General features: G+C 33.3%; 12 protein-coding genes and 2 pseudogenes. 5 read left to right on the forward strand and 9 right to left on the reverse strand.

Translation table 11 applies throughout. The features are described 5' to 3' along the window. Positions 1-5: 5 nt before the first annotated feature. The 9 genes and pseudogenes from CGC48_RS05565 to CGC48_RS05605 form a co-directional block, all read right to left on the reverse strand. Positions 6-1,664, reverse strand: a complete 1,659-nt coding sequence (locus CGC48_RS05565) for a carbamoyltransferase C-terminal domain-containing protein (RefSeq protein WP_098028791.1) — start codon at positions 1,662-1,664, stop codon at positions 6-8. After that, positions 1,657-3,096 (reverse strand): tyrosine-protein phosphatase, encoded by a 1,440-nt coding sequence (locus CGC48_RS05570; protein ID WP_098028792.1) that lies wholly within the window; start codon positions 3,094-3,096, stop codon positions 1,657-1,659. Before CGC48_RS05570 ends, CGC48_RS05565 begins: the two co-directional genes overlap by 8 nt. 62 nt (positions 3,097-3,158) lie before the next feature. Further along, on the reverse strand, positions 3,159-3,842 hold the full coding sequence (locus tag CGC48_RS05575) for a hypothetical protein (protein ID WP_098028793.1): 684 nt from the start codon (positions 3,840-3,842) through the stop codon (positions 3,159-3,161). After that, positions 3,839-4,864, reverse strand: coding sequence for a radical SAM protein (locus CGC48_RS05580; RefSeq protein ID WP_098028794.1), 1,026 nt, complete (start codon positions 4,862-4,864; stop codon positions 3,839-3,841). Before CGC48_RS05580 ends, CGC48_RS05575 begins: the two co-directional genes overlap by 4 nt. Continuing rightward, on the reverse strand, positions 4,851-6,140 hold the full coding sequence (locus CGC48_RS05585; protein ID WP_098028795.1) for a glycosyltransferase: 1,290 nt from the start codon (positions 6,138-6,140) through the stop codon (positions 4,851-4,853). Before CGC48_RS05585 ends, CGC48_RS05580 begins: the two co-directional genes overlap by 14 nt. A gap of 237 nt (positions 6,141-6,377) precedes the next feature. After that, positions 6,378-8,248: pseudogene (gene mnmG, locus CGC48_RS05590) on the reverse strand (tRNA uridine-5-carboxymethylaminomethyl(34) synthesis enzyme MnmG). Between the two features lie 569 nt (positions 8,249-8,817). Beyond that, positions 8,818-9,468, reverse strand: coding sequence for a GDSL-type esterase/lipase family protein (locus CGC48_RS05595; RefSeq protein WP_098028796.1), 651 nt, complete (start codon positions 9,466-9,468; stop codon positions 8,818-8,820). Between the two features lie 30 nt (positions 9,469-9,498). Further along, positions 9,499-9,902: pseudogene (gene ybeY, locus CGC48_RS05600) on the reverse strand (rRNA maturation RNase YbeY). Positions 9,903-9,954: 52 nt separating this feature from the next. Next, on the reverse strand, positions 9,955-12,807 hold the full coding sequence (locus CGC48_RS05605; protein ID WP_098028797.1) for a hybrid sensor histidine kinase/response regulator transcription factor: 2,853 nt from the start codon (positions 12,805-12,807) through the stop codon (positions 9,955-9,957). Positions 12,808-13,417: 610 nt separating this feature from the next. Between CGC48_RS05605 and CGC48_RS05610 the strand changes: the two genes are divergently transcribed. The 5 genes from CGC48_RS05610 (at position 13,418) to CGC48_RS05630 (ending at position 18,811) form a co-directional block, all read left to right on the forward strand. Continuing rightward, positions 13,418-14,065, forward strand: coding sequence for an SPFH domain-containing protein (locus CGC48_RS05610; protein ID WP_157909873.1), 648 nt, complete (start codon positions 13,418-13,420; stop codon positions 14,063-14,065). A gap of 383 nt (positions 14,066-14,448) precedes the next feature. Next, positions 14,449-15,363, forward strand: coding sequence for a formylglycine-generating enzyme family protein (locus tag CGC48_RS05615; protein WP_098028799.1), 915 nt, complete (start codon positions 14,449-14,451; stop codon positions 15,361-15,363). 269 nt (positions 15,364-15,632) lie between these two features. Next, positions 15,633-16,559, forward strand: a complete 927-nt coding sequence (locus CGC48_RS05620; RefSeq protein ID WP_098028800.1) for a formylglycine-generating enzyme family protein — start codon at positions 15,633-15,635, stop codon at positions 16,557-16,559. 243 nt (positions 16,560-16,802) lie between these two features. Further along, positions 16,803-17,387: a Holliday junction branch migration protein RuvA gene (gene ruvA / locus CGC48_RS05625; protein WP_098028801.1), complete on the forward strand. Its 585-nt coding sequence runs from the start codon at positions 16,803-16,805 to the stop codon at positions 17,385-17,387. Continuing rightward, a complete protein-coding gene (locus CGC48_RS05630; protein WP_098028802.1) occupies positions 17,387-18,811 on the forward strand; it encodes a hypothetical protein in 1,425 nt (474 codons plus the stop codon). The genes ruvA and CGC48_RS05630 overlap by 1 nt, the downstream gene beginning before the upstream one ends. Positions 18,812-18,831 lie beyond the last annotated feature (20 nt).

Consider the following 18,831-nt stretch of genomic DNA (forward strand, 5'->3'; position numbering starts at 1 on the left):
ATTTTTTATAATTTATGTAGTGTATTATTAATTACAACTGCTTGTAATTTCATTTGTTTGGCTGATTGTAGTGCGTTTTCCGATGTATGAACGATAGGCTCTCCTTGGGTATTGAAAGAAGTGTTAATCAACGCTAAAACATTGTATTTTTCGTATAAATAACTTAATAATTTGAAAATAAATGGATTATCTTCTTGTTTTGAAATTACTTGAATTCGTGCCGTTTTGTTTACATGAGTTACTCCGCATAAATCGTTTTCAAAATCTTTCTTTATAGTAAAATCTAGCAACATATATTTTGCTAAGTGATTCATTTTTTGAGTTGTAACTTTTTGAAATACTTTTTCCAACATAATAGGAGCAACGGGACGATACCATTCGCGTTTTTTTATATCTACACTTAATTTTTGAGCAATTTCTTTGTCATTTGCCAAAGCTAACATACTTCTGTTTCCTAATGCTCTTGGACCTACTTCGGCATTATCGTTACATACGGCTATTACACCTTTTTGCATAATTATTTCTGCTGTTTGCTCTATTGTTTTTTGTGTAATTTTATTTTTAGAAGAGCGTATTCCTACATTGTTTAAGTAAGGAGAATGCAGATGAATTTCATTACCTTTTTTCCACTCTAAAAAAGTGGCAGCTCCTACACTCAGTCCGCTATCATTGCAACAAGGAGGGATAAAGACATCTTTAAAAAAATGGTTTTCTACAATTTTTGAATTAGTAACAATGTTTAACGCACAGCCTCCACTGTAATATAAGTATTCGGCTTGGGTTTTATTTTGCAAGTTTCTTATCTTCAGAATAATATCTCTTTCAAAAATATATTGGAAAGTTGCAGCCACATTTTGAAAGAAAGGATTTTTAGTATCAAAATTATCAATTTTAATTCCGAATGTTTTTTCAATGGAATTAAAAATGACCTCTTGATTATTCCAAGTTGTTCTGAAATAATGATGTTCTTTTAACCAATTTTCTATTTTTAAATCATAATTACCAAAACTTGCATACCCCATAAGCTTACCTGGCACACTGCAATGTTCGCTTGGTTTAGCTCCCAAAATCTGAAAAGACAGGGCGTTATCGTTAAAAAATTTGGAGAGATAACCCAATTCCCAATGGCATTCTATTAGATTCATTTTCCCTGTTTTGTAATGAAAAGCCGAAAAATTACCAAGGCTTGAACCACCATCAAGCGAAATGAGTAAACTATTTTCTTTAAATTTTCCAAAAAATGGAAGGCAAGAGAATATATGTGCCAATTCGTGAGGGCAATTGTAGGCGTTTATTTCTTTACTTCCCCTCAAATTATGCTGATAGGTAAAAAAGCCTTTTTGTAAATCGGTTGATAAATCTGTTTCTATGGACGACTCAAACCTAAATCGCCCATTTTTAGATATAAAAGCATTACCTACAAATGAATTAATGCTAACAAAATCAAATTCATCAGGCAAATCTATTTGTTTATTTTCAATTAGATCTTCTAAAAATAAGTCCAAACGATTGTCGTATTTTCGTCTTGTGAGCCTTTCCAACTGTAAATATTGCAAAATTTTTCCGTTTTGCATAAGGCAAAGATTATGATCGTGTGTAAATTCTGGATACATAAAATCGTTGCGATCTTTTATTCCGTATATTGCCAGAGTTGGTTTACTCATTTTTTAATATTTTTTGCTTCAATTTTTGAATTTGTTTGTCAGATAGACTACAACTTCTTAGATAAGGAATAATGCCTCCTTCTTTTTCAATAATTTCTAAAAAAGCGTCTATTTTATTTTTGTTAGTATCAACTTCTGTTGCCAGATAGTCCGTATAAATGGTTTCTTTGTCAGCTTCCGAAAGCAAGTGCAAGAGAGACACAAAAGCTCCTGTTCTGTCTTTTCCTGCAAAACAATGAATCGCTACAGACTGATTTTCAGCTAAAATAGCTTCAATTGCCTTTTTTATAGAAGATTTGCCTTCTACCGCAAAAAACCGATAAGCAATTTGAGTATCCGTTCCATAGTGAAAATTTTCTTTAAAATAATCTGTTTGTTTCCAAGGGTCGAAAGGAGTCCAACAATAATTGATTTTTTTTAAAGAATTTTCGTTATAACGTAAATTTTCATCTAATAATTCTCGGTCGGCACGTAAATCAATAATAGTTTTGATGTTTTTTTCTTTCAATAATTCATCAAAAAAAGATTGTTTTTGAAATAGCGTTAAAGTAGCCGTTCTGTAAATAACTCCCTCTTTTATTCGATTGTTATACAGGCTAATATCTCTGAAATTCCATAGATAATCGCGTTTGTAAATAGTTTCTAAAAAACTTTTAATTTCATTTATTTCTTGCTCAGAATGAATATTCAATCTTTCAAGAGCGGCATAGAAAAAATCTAATAAGAATCGTTTTTTATCATTGGCTCTTTCAAGATTGGTTGTGGCGTTTAGTTTTTCTAAAAATTTTTCACCAGTCATTAACATCGAAAAATGTTTCGGTAAATAATGATGTTTGGTGTTTCCTAACGACAAATAATTGAGCTGAACAGCCATTTGTAAAGCTATATTATAGTGAAAATAAAAACGATACGAATCTCTTCGGCTGTGTAGGTTAGAGGTGGTTTCAAATTCGTACAAAAAATTATCAGTGAGGTTTTTGACCTTTGTGATGATGTCTTTTTTTGGTAAAATTGCCTGTTTTTCATCAGATATTTTTTTCAGGTAACTTTTTACATCTTCCTGTAAATCAGAAAAAACATAAATAATGCTGTCATTTATGTCTGTTATTTCTGAGCCTAAAAAGTTTTTATCAATCTCAGAAAGATTTTTGTACCAAACGATTTCAGCCCTTGGACAATCTTCAAAATAGATTACAATTCTGTTTCGTAAGTTATTTTGTAAAATTTTCAATGCAGAAGGAAAGATTTCCTCCATTTTTTTACCAAGAGCCGCTGCATTAAACAATTTTTCATCAATCCAAATCGAATAATCTACATCTGATTTTACCGTTGCTTCCTTTCTAGCAAAAGAACCAATGAGTAGGGCTGTTTTTATCCCCTCAATCTCTTTAAATGAAGAATTTATTTTTTTGATAATTTCTAATTGTTTCATTTTTTATGCTTTATAAAAATTGTAGATACTGTCTATTATTAAAGCTAAAGTTAGATGTTTTTTCAATGAAATCTTTCCCTATATTTACTATTTTGTTTTAACATTTCAAAATTCTTCAAATGTAAAAAATAAGTATTATCTGTTACTTGATTAAAATCACTTTCGTCCCAAATGTTTATTACCAAATCATTTAGCCAAAAATGCGGTAAAGAGCAAATATTTTCAGGTAAAACAGATTTCCATAACAATTCGTCATTAGGTTCAGAAACAACCGATTGAAAACTTCGCTCCATCAGAGGAATATAATCTTCATTCAAATAATAAACCGCACAATTCACAACGGCCCAATAATTTTCAATGAAGGTAAATTTAGGCACGTTAGAATCAAAACATTTGTTATAGAAAAAGTCATCAATTGACTTCACAGAATATGTATCCCAATCTATCCACACAACATCTTTGAATTCTTTTACAGCGTTTAGCATAATCCAATGTTTCATTTTATGAGCAGAGTCATAAATAATATCTTTTGGGGCATCATCAAAAACTTTATGAACATATAACTCTTTATTTTGCAGTATTTTAGCCATATCTATTGAGTCTGCATAACAAATTAACTTGTCTTTATACCAAGTATTTATTTCTAAGGATTGTTCTATCTCAGGCACTATAGTCGGATAGTTTGTCTTACCTTTTCTTGTATAAAAATATAACCCCGAAACGAAAGTTATTTCTTTTTGTATCATATTTTTCTCATATTACAAGTTCTGCACAAATCAATTTTTTTGTAATTTTTCACAAGGTTTTGATAAATATCGCTTTGCAATACCTCTTGGATACTTGTGTTTTGAATGTTTCCGAAATTTCCTAATGTTTGCCGTTTTTCATCAGGGGCACAGCAAGGGGAAATATTGCCCGTTGCAGAAATCCAAAGTTCTTTTTCCAAAAACGGACAATCATAACTCTCTGGAATTTCGATGTTTTCGTTCTCTTGCAAAGGAACGATATTCTCTAATATTATCTTTTCTCCGTTGGCTTTGCGGTATTTTTCTTGTGCTTGGTGAGCCTGTTTTACATATTCGTTCCATTTTGATATGCTTTCCGATGTAGCTTTCATTGACAGATGTTTTATTTCGTCAAAATGCGTCCAAAGTTGATGCCCTTTGACTCTATCCACGCCAAGCTCTGCGGCTAATTTTACAATGTCAGCCAATTCGTGCATATTGTTCTGCATAAATGTCAGCTGAAATGTAACACGACAATAATAGCCCGTTTCAGCAAAATGTTCGTATCTAATACGGATAAACTCTTTAACGTTTTCAACGGCTTGATTGAAATCAATTTTGAGCATTACTTTTTGTGAGGTTTCTGCCGTTGCACCATTCCAACTTATCTTTACATCGGTAGTAATCGGAACGATGAGCTTTGCCCATTCGGTAACGCTTTTTTCGGTTGTTCGTGGAAATGTGCCGTTGGTTGTCAGGTTCATTTTTATATCATATTTGTAACACAGGGCTACAAAATCAGCGAAATGCTTGTATATCAAAGGCTCACCCATTGTGGAAGGAATCATTTCGGTTATGCCTATTTTTTTGGCTTGTTCAAAAATGGGTTCTAACCACTCTTTGGGCATTCTTCGGTGTTTTCCGTTGAGTTTTTCTTTGATATAAGTTGAAAATGGGCTATGTTCTTCACACATAGTGCAACTTAAATTGCAATCTTCTGGGTTTGTGTCAAGCGTAACACGCCAAAGTTTATATACTTTCATCTGAAATAAATTTGCTGTAGATTTGTTCTAATTCTCTACAATGGTTTTGAATATCAGGAACACTTCCATCAGGTGAAAACAAATAGCCTTTTTTTCCCAATCGTTGCATTTTTTCAGGATTTGCCACTGCGTATTTTAATTGCTCTGCTAATGAGCTGACATCGCGATGTTTGAACAGAAGTCCGTTTACATTGTGTTGGACGTATTCCCGCATACCGCCAAAATCAGCCGTAATTACAGGTACTTTACAAGCCTGAGCTTCGTGAATGACAAGTGGAGAATTTTCGCCCCAAATACTTGGAACTACGATACAATCAACATTAGCAAAAACCAAATTTGTCAAATTTTGATTCATATATTCCCCTAAAAATTCTATTTTATTTTTTGAAGTAGAAGCCAATTCTTTCAGAGCATTGGTACTTTGTCCGTTAGGTCTGCCGAAAATCTTTAATGTGGCTTCTGTTTCAAGTTGTTTAAAGGCTTCAATTAACAGATTTACACCTTTTGCAGGAATATGCGTTCCAATGTAACCAAAAGTATAATTGATTTTTTCTTTTGATTTTGCTGTAGGCAAAAGGTATCCCGTTGGAAATCCGTAATCTAAATAAATTATTTTATGACTTGGAACTTCAAAATCATTGATGAATCTATCTCTCAGATAATGAGCAGGAGCTATGAACAAATCAACCTTGTCAATGATGGCTTTTGTTTCTTCCATTCGCTGATGTACCCAATGAGTCCAATTCTCTATATCCAAATTTTCGTTATCTTCTTTTCCACTGAAATAAACACGGTAACAGTCTGTTGCACATTTTGTGTCATCCTGTTTTTCACAAACTTGAAAATTATTGACCTTACCAATACTCCGTGTTAAAAATTGCCCACGCGGACACATCAGCCAAAAATCGTGAAGTGTGTATACAATGGGAATTTGAACTTTATTCAATTCGTCAATCAAACCTGTAGAAAGATGATTTACGTGACCTACATGAGCAATATCAGGATTGAGTTCTTTGACAAGTTCAGCAAATTTATCATCCATTTGCTTATGGCGATAACCATCTTTGCCCTGCGGGTTATTTATTAAATAAAGCGTTAGGTTTTCGTTTATCTTTTGCTCACGAATACTGAAACAAGGAGCATATAAATTTTCCTCTCGTGTAAAAACGGAAACCTTGTGATGTTTAGAAAGTTCATTACAAATAGATTGACTATACACCTCTGAACCAGCATTATAATTTGGCGGATAGCCGTGAATGATTTTAAGAATATGCATAATTATTTTTTGGTAGATTAATAAATTAAATTGTTTTTTAGCATCTGCAACATCTAAAAGAACTTTTACTTGTAATCAAAAAGAGTCCAAGTACCACACAACAAACTAAAAGAAAGTAAATTCTATATACATTGAAATTTTACACTCTTCAATTAAAAATTATGTTTACAGATATAGCACTATTTGATGTACTAATGCTTTTGTAAGAATATAGTTTTTTCTTAATATTCACAAATATTACCTCCCCATATAAACCAACAAAATACTAATATCTGCTGGGGAAACGCCGCTGATACGTGAGGCTTGCGAAAGGGTTGTTGGGCGGATTTTTTTCAGCTTTTCGCGAGATTCAAACGAAATAGAAGTCAGTTTATCGTAATTGAAGTTTTCAGGTATGCGAATGTCTTCCAAGCGGTTAAGTTTGTCGGCGTTGTTCTTTTCTTTTTCAATGTATCCTGCGTATTTTACCTCAATTTCCGTTTGTTCAATGATTTCTTTATCAATTTCATTGGCTTCCACGAATGATTTTACGCTCTCCAATTGTTGCAAATCGGCGATGGTAATGTTCGGACGCGAAAGTACTTTGAACATCTTGTCGCCTTGTTTCATTGGAGACGAGTCGTATTTTTCCAAAATCGGGTTCGCTTCTTCAGGTTTGATACTCGTTTCCTTAAAGAAATCAACAAATGCATTGGTCTTTGCTTGTTTTCTTTCCAAAACGTCCATTCGTTTTTGCGATGCCAATCCTAATGAGAAACCAAGTGGCGTAAGTCGTGCATCGGCGTTGTCTTGTCGCAAAAGAGTACGATATTCTGCTCGTGAGGTGAACATTCGGTAGGGTTCTTCCGTTCCTTTGGTGATTAAATCATCAATCAAAACACCGATGTAAGCCTCATTTCGTTTCAGAATAAAAGGCTCTTGATCACGAATTTTCTGTACGGCATTTATTCCTGCCATAATTCCTTGTGCGGCAGCTTCTTCGTAACCTGTAGTTCCGTTGATTTGACCTGCAAAATATAGATTTTCAACAAGTTTTGTCTCTAATGTGTGTTTGAGTTGTGTCGGCGGAAAATAATCGTATTCAATGGCGTACCCTGGGCGGAAAAACTTCACATTTTCAAAGCCTTCTATTTTTCGCATTGCTTCAAACTGAACTTCCTCTGGAAGCGATGTTGAAAATCCGTTTACGTACACTTCCACCGTGTTCCAACCTTCGGGTTCCACGAAGATTTGATGACGGTCTTTGTCGGCAAATCGGTTGATTTTATCCTCAATCGAAGGACAATAACGTGGACCAACGCCTTGGATTGCCCCATTGAACATCGGTGAGCGGTCAAATCCTGTGCGGAGCAAGTCGTGTACTTCCTCGCTGGTGTAGGTCATATAACAATCTTTCTGAATTTGAAGCGGTTGTGTTTCTTCCGAAAAGGAAAATTTCTCCGGATTTTCATCGCCGGGTTGCGGAATCATTTTGGAATAATCAAGCGAACGGCTATCCACTCGCGGAGGTGTTCCTGTTTTCATTCTTCCTGACTCAAATCCGTGAGAAACAAGGCATTCGGTAATCCCTTTGGAAGCCTTTTCACCGGCTCTTCCACCTCCTAACTGCTTCATTCCGATATGAATAACTCCATTTAAGAAAGTTCCATTAGTAAGAATCACCGATTTGGAATAAATAGGAATTCCCAAAGAGGTTTTTACGCCTTTTACCTGATGATTTTCGATAATGAGGTCGGAAACCATATCCTGATAGAAGTCGAGATTGGGCAATCGTTCGAGTTGCAGACGCCATTCTTCGGCAAATCGCATTCGGTCGCTTTGAGCTCGGGGGCTCCACATTGCAGGACCTTTCGATTGGTTGAGCATTTTGAACTGAATGGCGGTTTTGTCGGTAATGATACCTGTATATCCACCCAAGGCATCAATCTCACGAACGATTTGCCCTTGGCGATGCCCCCCACCGCTGGGTTGCACGACATCTGTGCGATATTCTGCAATTGCATTGTGATGAGCAAAGTTTTTGCTCCCATATTGGCAGCGGCAGCAGCGGCTTCGGCTCCTGCGTGTCCGCCACCCACTACGATAACGTCATATTTTTCTTGAAACATATTTCTATTTGGCTTTGAGCAAAAGGCATTAGGCAATAGATAATTGTGATTTTTGAGTTTTTTTGCTTAATACTTTATGCATTTTAGTGATTTCGTTTTATTTTTTTAGGTTATTTGACTTATTTACACGTGTTTTTAATATATTATTACTATTTTTTGGATTCTATAATACTTTTTAAGCTCACTTTTAGTTTTTATCAACTCAACGGAGTGATTTTTATACTCAATGAAACTCTTTTTGGACTCACTCTTCGATTTTTTGATATTGACAGATTAATTTTTAAAGTATTCTGAGAGTTTTTTTCAATTAAGATAAGGGCAAATTCTCTCTTTTTGTTAGTGCGATTAAAATTTGACTCAACCCTAAACCCCAATTAGTTTGATAAAACGTCCGCAACGCTTCGACTATGCTCAGCGATACAGACGTTTTATCAGTGTGAACTTAGTTAAAGACAATTCTTTTCAAAAAATTGTATTAATTACTTTACAAATGGTTGCAAAAATACAATAATTTGGAGAAAAAGAACTAAGCTCTAAAGATGTTATTGATTTCTAATCACTTAACCTCTTTACAAATAAGGCATAATGATTTTCTTCCACAGTAAATATCCTTCCGCCATTAGATGAAGTCCATCGTTGGTGTATTCAGGCTTTAGTTTGTCAGCGTTCGGTAGGATAAAATGTGAATATAAATCCACATAAGTAACTTTGTATTTCTGACAAATTCGCTGAATTTCGGCATTAAGCTCGTGTATTTTTTCAGGTTGTTGATGGTTTTCAAACATCTTAAAATCAGCATTTACCGGCAGAATGCTTTGCAAATATATTTTCGTTTTTGGAGAAACTTGCTGGATTTTCATCACAATTTTTTCAATGTTTTGTGAAGTGGTTGCTGTCGGAATTTTTCGGGCAATATCATTGACACCAATCAGCAGAAATATTTTTTTGGGTTTTCCGTTTATGATATTGTCCAATCTTTCATAAACTCCTTGCGAAATATCGCCACTAATTCCTCTGTTTTTTATGTTTTTCTTTCCGAAAAGTTCCGCCCATTCGCATCCGTTAGTTATGCTATTGCCTAAAAAGACAATATCTTTGGATGTGATAGGAAATTTGTCGAAAAAATCGGCACGTTGGTAATAAAAATGTGAATGCTTTTGCTCTTGTGAAAAAGCAGTAAATGAAAGCATTACGGCTAAAAAAATAATTACTTTTTTCATTGTTATTTGGTTTAAAAAGTTGTATTTCCTTCAAAATAACTGCATTTTTTCCTCTTCTTTGCTTCGCATTTGTTTACTTTCAGCATCGGATTTGTCTTTATAACCACACAGATGCAACACCCCGTGAGCCATCACTCGTAATAGTTCGGTTTGGAAATCAACATTGAAATCTTTTCGTTCTGCGACCCGTCTACCGAATAAAAAATATCCGAAATGATTTGCTCTTCCGTATAATCAAAAGTAATAATATCGGTAAGTGTATCGTGGTCAAGATATTGCATGTTGATTTGGTGCAAATAATTATCATCACAAAAGATGTAATTTAATTCACCCAATTCCTTTTCTTCGGAAGCGATAATCTTTTCAATCCACGTTTGAAAAACAGTTTCTTGCTCAGGAAGCTCAAATTCAGTTTCGTAATTAAATGTTATCATAAAAAATATTTGATTTATGGAATGAAACACAAAAATACTTCATAATATTGATTTACTTCACATTCATTGCAACATTTTTTTGATATTGACTTGGTGTAATGCCAAATTCTTTTTTAAACACTCGCGAAAAATAACTCGAATCATAGAAACCGCAAACGTCTGCTACTTCACCTAAAGTGATTGATGTGTCGTGAAGCATTTTCTTGGCTTTATTAAGTTTTACCTTGAGAATATATGAAGAAGTTGAAAATCCCGTTATCTGATTGAGTTTTCTGCTTAATTGTGATGGACTTATTGACATTTTATCTGCTACAAAAGTGGCATTGAAATCAGGATTATTCATCTCAGAATGAATAATTTTAATTACTTTCTGCAAAAATTTTAGGTTTTCATCATTATGTAAGTGATGTTGAGGATTCCCGCTTTCAATAATACTTAAATACTTCTCCTTCAATACTTTTCTGTTTTGCAAGATATTTTTTACCCAAACTAATAGTTCTTTTGAGGAAAAGGGTTTTTGTATGTAAGCTTCCACTCCATATTTCAAACCTTGTAAACGGTCTTGTTCCGAAGTTTTTGCAGTAAGCATAATGATAGGTATATGATTTAATAACACACTATCTTTCATTTCCTTACATAACTCATATCCATTTTTAATAGGCATCATCACATCTGTAATAACCAAATCGGGTACACATTTTTCAGCCAATTCTATACCTTCTTTTCCATTTTTAGCTGTAATAATAGTGTAATTTGCCTCTAATAAAGACTTTATATACAAGGTTACGTCTTTATTATCCTCTACAACCAATATTTTAGGTGATTCACTATGTTTTACACTCTCACTATTTATTACCTCTTCTTCAATTTCATCTTTTGGAGTATTTGGAAGAGCCATTAATTCTTTTTTGATAGTTTTTATACTCGAAATATCTTTCAAATTTCTGTTTCTCAGTGGCAATGTAACACTAAATGTTGTTCCTTTTCCAAGTTCACTTTCCACAGTAATTTTCCCGTGCATCTTTTCAACCAACATTTTCGTAAACGCCAACCCAATACCCGTTCCTGAAGTATTTCTTGCATTCGGATTTTGATAAAACAACTCAAAAATGTTTGTTAATTCTTCTTTTGGAATTCCCTCTCCATTATCAATGACACGAATGATAATTGTATTTGGTTTTGAACCTCTTACCACAATGAAATCAATCTTGTCGCCATCTTCAGTATGTTTAATAGCATTGGAAAGTAAATTACCGACTATTTTATCTATGTAGAAAGGCACAAAATCCATTTCTTGTTTGGCTACATCGGTGTAAAAAATCAGATTTATATTTCTTTCCTCAGCATATAGTCGGAAAGTTTCTGCCGTCATTTGCAGGTAAGGAACAATATCGTCCCTTTTCCACTCTGGTTTTTCGGTTCCACTTTTCAGTTTTGTAATATCCAATAACTGATTAACCAAATTGAGCAAATTGCTACTTTGCCGAGCGATAGACTCCATAAATTTTGATTTCTCTTTTTCGGAAAGGTCTTTTCTGTTTTGTAACTGACGGTTAAGCCCCTGAATTACGGTTAGTGGCGTTCTAAACTCGTGAGTGAGATTTGTAAAAAAGTCTGTTCTTGCTTTTTCAAGATTTTTGAGTATGCGATTACTCATCGCACGTTGATAATACGCATAATATAAAAGTCCTAATATAAGTATACTTACCAAAATTATCGCCCAAGTTATTTTCAATATGAATTGCTTTTCCCTTTCCTTTATAATATTTGTAGCCTCAACTTGCTTAAGTCTGCGTGTATTTTGTTCTCTTTCATAATTTACACGCAAATCCATATAATGATTTGTATTTCTGATTCCCTGAACACTATCCCTCATTACCATACTTTTCTTGTAACTCTCTAGTGCATCTCGGAAATTATGTTGTTTTATTGCCTGATTATATTTTAACATATTTATCTCGGAAATATGCCCCATCGACCCAATTTGGTTTGCGACTTTCTCAGCAAGTTGAACGTATTTCGTGTATTTCTCAAAGCTACCTTGTTCCTGATATATGGTTGCAAGAGCAACACAAGCATTAAGCCAGTGCCACTTGTCTGCAAAACTCTCCATTAAATCATACGCCTTTTGATATTCCTTTTCTGCAAGATTGAATTTTTTTTCAATTCTATATAAATTTCCCAGATGAATGTAGCACAATCCTATACCTACTTCTGAATTAGCTTTAATATTCTTTTCCAATGAATGTTGATAATACACTCTTGCGGAATCATATTCTTGTCGACTTCTAAACACAGAACCGATATTCGCATAATTTATTGCCTGTCCCAAGTCGCTTTTCAATGCTGTTTCTTCTGCAAGGGCTTCACGAAAATATCTTTCAGCGTCAGATAAATAGCCAAGCTGATGGCTAATATTTCCTATTCCATTTAAAGCCACTACACGAGCTTTTCTACCACTATTTTTCACATCAGAATAGGCATCAGCATATCGAAGCGCTTCGTAATGGTAGTTTGAAGCCTCAGACATTGCTCCTATGCGTCTAAAATCAGTACCTAAATCATTGAATGCCTGAATAATTTCAACTGTATCCTTTATTTTTAAAGCAAGTTCTAAATATTCTTGGTGAGATTCAATCGCTTCAGAGAACTTTGCATTTTCCCTCTGATTTTTTCCAAGATACTTATATGATAACATCACACCAACATCATTCTTTGCATCAATTTGCTTATGAAGCATAATTTGCAAAGAATCCTCCCTTTTTGAAAAACTATTTAGTATTTCCGAATATTCTTTTTTTAAATCATCTTTTTTTACTTCTTCCTTTTTAGGGAAACAAGCATTGAAAAATATAAAAACACATAGCAAGAAAAATGGCTTCCCTTTATTAAAGAAAATCTCCATAGGTTCAAAATTAAATAGGTAACAAAATTATGTAATATACTTGAATAATTTATGGAATTTAACAAAAAAATATAACGCGTTTTTCGCTGATTTACAGAATAAATATATTCTGTTTGAACATATTCAAAATCAACAGAGCTATCTTGTAAAATTTTTCCAACTATAATATAGTTTAGCGATAAAAACATTGGTAGTTTTTCAAATTCAAAAAGACTTCGATTTTATTAATTTCTCATACATAAATAACACGATTATCTTGTTTGTTAAGGCTTAGTTTATGAGCTTGACTTGTATTCATTAATAATTGATTACAAATAACTTACATATGAAATATGCGTGATTTGTACAAATTTTTGAAATGTTAATGCGTGATTTATACAAATAAAATTAAATTTTTTACAAGAGTTTGATTACTGATTGGGGTAGTTTTGTACCGAGAGATTAGCACTCAAATTTGAGTCTTTTTTTTATAGAAATTGATTTTCACATTGCATAGATAAGTTCAAGGTTGTGTCTGGTAGTTTCAGTTCACAATCGTTGGCTGTCTGGGCGTTTATTAACTAATATTTTCGGAATTATGGATTTGCTTGGTAAAATTAAATCTCTCGAATTGAAATTTTTACATCGAAACATTGATGTAATAAAATGCACAGAGAACGAAAACAAATTATGGAACATTTTTTCATCTCCTGCTACGATAAAGAACGGAGCGAAGCTTGTTGTTGATAAAACACAAATCGCAGCTTTGGTAAGTGGAGGAAGATTAGCTGATATTTATGGGTGTGGACAGCACAAATTAGTAGCATCTAATATGCCAATTTTTGCAACAATGAAGGGATGGAAATGCAACCACAACTCATCATTTGAGGCAGAGGTTTATTTCATCAATACTGCTACGTTTAACAATCAAAACTGGACAACGTTATATCCCTTTCCTCTCGAAGACGATAAACTGAAGTCTGTAGCTATCGAAACTTCAGGTACTTATAGTTTTTGCGTAAAGCCGAATCCTTCTGCTTTTATAGAAAATTTGATAAAAGACCAAGAAGTTGATTCTCAAGAAAGATGGTTTAACAACTTCATTATTAGAAGATTTAGAAGTTTTTTAGAAACATCAGGAGTTGATTTACTTAGTATAGTGAAAGAGCCCCAGAATTTTTCCGACAAATTAATGCCTTCTCTCAAAAATGACCTTTTAGATTACGATATTGTTCTGTATGATTTTCAAATTGAGAAATTTATCGTTTACAAAAATTAAAAAAGTACAATTTAAAATCCATTCTTTTTAAACAATATTTTAATTCACTATTCAAGAAGATACTTAAGCGTATCTTCTTTTTTTTGTAGGATATAAACCTTATAATACGTTTCTTATAATTCATTTTTATTTCTTCAAAATAACAACCCAAACAACTGATTGTCAATTGTATATATCAATTATTTTATAAAACACATTGTATCAGAGTGTTAATTTATTTCTAATTGTGTATCAATTTTTTGAAAAAAAATTTTTTGTGTAAAAGTTATTCATATTTTTGCCCCGAATAAGTAGATGTTTGAAAACATATACTATCAACAGAATGACTTTCATTTGATTGGAATGAAACCTAATAACAAAAATAAATCAACTCGAATATAGTAATGAAAAATGCCAAACTCTCTCAAAAAGGTATAATTTACCAACAAATTCTGTCCAAAGTTGCTGTTTTAACAGCAATCGTTGCAACCATTTCACTAACAAGTTGCAGAAAAGAACAAGAAGATTTAATCAATCCTATCACAAATTCATCTTCTTCAGGAGAAGGAAAATCAAATTCTGGAGGAAATATTTCCAAGCCTGAAGACTCAAATTTAGTTTTTGTGGAAGGAGGGACATTTCTAATGGGTAGTCCTATTGGTTTGGGCGATGGTGATGAACGTCCACAGCACAAAGTAACCCTCAAAAGTTTCAAAATCACTAAGTACGAAATTACCAATGAACAGTATGCTAAATTTCTGTCTGCAAAAGGAAATCAGACTGAAAATGGTGTAAAATGGTACCAGGGAACAGATTTTGAAATAAAAGGAAAAGTATTCACCCCTAAAAAGGGAATGGGTAAAATACCTGTACGATTCGTTAGCTGGAATGGAGCTATAGCTTATGCCTCTTGGGTAAAAGGAAGAATACCAACAGAAGCTGAATGGGAATATGCAGCAAGAGGAGGTAAAAAAAGTAAAGGCTACACTTGGAGCGGAAGTAACAACATCAACGAAGTAGCTTGGTATGTAGGAAATTCAGGGCAACGATTACACAATGTAGGGGAGAAAAAACCAAATGAATTGGGAATATATGATATGAGTGGAAATGTATGGGAGTGGACAGCAGATTGGTATGCTCCTTATTCCAAAGAAGCTAAGACAAACCCTAAAGGTCCTGCTAAAGGCAAAGCTCGCTCACGACGCGGTGCTAGTGCTTTCTGTACATCACACAACAATCGTTCAGCAAATCGGAGTAGTAGAGCTCCTAATGGAGTACGTCACAATTTAGGTTTTCGTGTGGTTTTTGACGTAAAATAAAAAATTTAATTGAAAAAGTAAATGTTTTCTTACAACAATTTGTGATTTAGGCATTTGTAACTTATCGTAAAAGCAATAAAAATGCGATTTCAAGTACATATTTTAAACATTTTAACTTTTGACATTTAAAGTTTATAGCTTTTTTATGATTAAGTGATTTTTTATGTAAAATTAATTTGTACATTTGCCCCATTAAAATTAATGTTTTTGAAAATTGATTTCACTAACTACTAATTTATTAATTATTAATAACTCAATACTATTTACTTATGAAGAAAAACATTGTAAAGCTAACAAAAAGTATTTTAGCAACAACAATATCTGTAGTTACAATTTCGCTGGTTAGTTGTAACAAAAAAGACGAGGAAATAACACAAAAGCCAATAGAAGGAGTGCAAGAGCCTAAAAATGAAGCACCTCAAACGCCAAGTACAGAAACATTGAACCCTTTCCTTAAGGAATTGGATGCTGTTTTTGTTGAGGGAGGAAGCTTCATAATGGGTAGCCCAACTAAAGACAAGGAAAGCCAGTGGGACGAAAGACCTCAACACAAGGTAACGGTAAGTGATTTTAAAGTAAGTAAGTACGAAGTTACCAATGCTCAGTATGCTAAATTCCTAACAGCAAAAGGAAATCAAACCGAAGATAGAAAAAAATGGTATCAAGGTAGAGATATTAAACAAGAAGGGGACACTTTTGTTGTAACAGCTGGGAAAGAAAATCATCCTGTAATACTTGTTTCTTGGTATGGTGCAAAAGCGTATGCTGAGTGGGTAGGAGGAAAATTACCTACTGAAGCTGAGTTTGAATACATTTTAAGAGGTGGAAGTAAAAAGGTAAACCAAGATGGTATTTTTGCAGATGAAGATGGTAGTGGTGATAATATAGGTGATTATGCTTGGTACAGAGCTAATTCAGGTGGTGTTTTACACCCTGTTGGAGAGAAAAAAGCAAATGAATTAGGATTGCACGATGTTAATGGAAATGTTTGGGAATGGACTGCTGACTGGTATGGACATTATTCAAGTGCTAACCAAACAAACCCTACAGGTCCTGAAAATGGAACTTATCGCGTTCGTCGTGGTGCAAGTTACACTTGCCTAAAAGATAAGTGCCGTATTGCTAATCGTGGGACTTACATTGCTCGTGATGGGCAAGGGAACATAGGATTCCGCGTTGCTTTCCCTGCAAAATAGTATAGCTTCAAATATAATAAGAGTCTCAACATAGTTTTGTTGAGACTTTTTTTATTTCCCTCAACTTTTCTTATATTAAAGAATATAATGATTTTTATATTTAAAAAATTTCTTCCATAGTATATTGTTAAATTTTTAGGATTAAATCATAAAAAAAAATCGTTTTTATTAAAAATATTTCTGCTTAAAAATATATTTCATACCTTAGCGGTTCAGTTTGAAATTAAACTCAGAATTTGTAAAGTGATTACTCAACTACAAGGAAAACTCGTTGAAAAAAATCCCACCTATGTTATTATAGATTGTGGCGGGGTAGGGTATTTTGTAAACATTACACTACATACTTTTTCATCACTACCCGATAGTGAATTTATTAAACTATACACACATCTGCAAATCAAGGAAGATTCTCATACGCTTTATGGTTTTTCAACCAAAACGGAACGAGAGATTTTTGTTTTATTACTATCCGTTTCAGGAGTTGGAGCAAACACAGCTCGTACAATGCTTTCATCGCTTACAGCTGCTCACATACGGAGTGCTATCATAAATAGCGATGTAGTTAGCATTCAATCTGTTAAAGGAATTGGAGCAAAAACAGCCCAGCGTGTAATTTTAGATTTGAAAGAAAAAATGGTCAAACTTCAGGATTTTGAAGATGTTTCACTTACTACTCCAAATACAAATAAAGAAGAAGCTCTTGCTGCATTAGAAGTTTTAGGATTTGCCCGAAAACAATCCGAAAAAGTAGTGGACAAAATTGTGAAATCCGCTTCGGGAGAAATTTCTGTAGAAGAAATCATTAAACAAGCATTAAAGAATTTATAATGAATGAATTATCTTTTTTAGTTGGAGATGTGTTTACAGTCCGTTTGGAGCGGTTTAATCTTTTTTTTCCGTGTCAAATCCTTGAAAAGAATCAGGAAAACAGACTTTTGGTACTTGTTTTCAACCTTTTTCAACCTGAAAAACCCTCTATTGAAAATATCAAAGATTGGCGACCACTTTACAACGACCATCATTATTGGAAAAAGGAAATTTTTTGTGGCTGGATAACTGATTTTGAAGACCTTAATCCTATATTTTTAGGAAACATCTCTCCCATTTCTATTCCAAAAGAAAAAGAAATTGATAAATGGAATATTCATAATATACAACAAATTGAATCACAATATCTTTGGCAAAAACTTGATACAGAAGTACAAAAGAATTTTAAAACACACAAATACTCAAAAATCTGGATAAAAGAGTCTCCAACTCGTGACTTTCTCAATAATTTGACAAAAGAAAATCGATATAGTTATGAAATTGAAAGCGATTTTCTTACCACAGAACTGATTGATTATTTGGAACATAATCCAATGATAACGAATTTGAATCTTCCACAAAACCATAACCCTGAAGTAGTGGATATTTCAAAAACACATCTACGTGATTTGTCTCTGAATATCAGTAATGTAGAAAAATTAGTATTGAACAAATTACTCGATAGTTTAATTTTAATAGGTGATTTCTCGAAATTAAAAACTATTGAATGTCCTTTCAGTGGAAAATTACTAAATTTACAGCTGAATTTAGAAAATTCTGAATTTCACTTTTCAGGTTTAGAAAATGTACGAAAAGTACGAATTTTTTCTAATGTAAAAAACAAGTTGGACATCAACCATATCGCTACATATTTACCCAATGTGAAAGATATGTTAATTAATGGACAAAATGCTATGTTACATAACGTTTTGTTTTTTAGTGAACTGAAAAATATAAAAAGTCTCTGGATTACAAACGTTTATGGCTTTGACGATTTTCCTCAACGAATCGATTTCCCATTATTGGAAAAATTCTGGGTTTGGAGTATTCCAAAAACGGCAGGAGACAAAATCAAAAAAGAATTTAGCGAATTACCTGATTTTGAAGCAAAACAATTGCGTTCAGAAACGTGGTTGAAAGCCAATTTGGGCAATCCTTTCTCCAATTGGGACGGACGAGAAGGAACTGCTACTACCATTTCAAAAAAAGCAATGTCTGCCTATACAAATTCTTACAAAAAATTAGATAAAAAAGGCTTAACATCTCAAGAAAAGGAAACTTTATTGATAGATTTTATTCAAATTTTCAATCAAATTGATAAAAAACATCCTATTGATACTTTAGAACGTGAGGAAATTTGGACAGCATTTGAGCAACTAAGTCAGTTGACCTCACTTAGTGAAAAAGAAATTGAAACTATTTTTGAAAATTATCGTGATTTTTAATAAAAATCATCGAAAAATAT

Source organism: Capnocytophaga cynodegmi, from assembly GCF_002302475.1.
Lineage (GTDB): Bacteria > Bacteroidota > Bacteroidia > Flavobacteriales > Flavobacteriaceae > Capnocytophaga > Capnocytophaga cynodegmi.

Coding starts and splice junctions, on each gene's coding strand:
- CGC48_RS05615 (WP_098028799.1), top strand. CDS start 14,449: ATGAAAAATGCCAAACTCTCTCAAAAAGGTATAATTTACCAACAAATT.
- CGC48_RS05580 (WP_098028794.1), bottom strand. CDS start 4,864: ATGAAAGTATATAAACTTTGGCGTGTTACGCTTGACACAAACCCAGAA.
- CGC48_RS05565 (WP_098028791.1), bottom strand. CDS start 1,664: ATGAGTAAACCAACTCTGGCAATATACGGAATAAAAGATCGCAACGAT.
- CGC48_RS05595 (WP_098028796.1), bottom strand. CDS start 9,468: ATGAAAAAAGTAATTATTTTTTTAGCCGTAATGCTTTCATTTACTGCT.
- CGC48_RS05605 (WP_098028797.1), bottom strand. CDS start 12,807: ATGGAGATTTTCTTTAATAAAGGGAAGCCATTTTTCTTGCTATGTGTT.
- CGC48_RS05585 (WP_098028795.1), bottom strand. CDS start 6,140: ATGCATATTCTTAAAATCATTCACGGCTATCCGCCAAATTATAATGCT.
- CGC48_RS05575 (WP_098028793.1), bottom strand. CDS start 3,842: ATGATACAAAAAGAAATAACTTTCGTTTCGGGGTTATATTTTTATACA.
- CGC48_RS05570 (WP_098028792.1), bottom strand. CDS start 3,096: ATGAAACAATTAGAAATTATCAAAAAAATAAATTCTTCATTTAAAGAG.
- CGC48_RS05620 (WP_098028800.1), top strand. CDS start 15,633: ATGAAGAAAAACATTGTAAAGCTAACAAAAAGTATTTTAGCAACAACA.
- CGC48_RS05630 (WP_098028802.1), top strand. CDS start 17,387: ATGAATGAATTATCTTTTTTAGTTGGAGATGTGTTTACAGTCCGTTTG.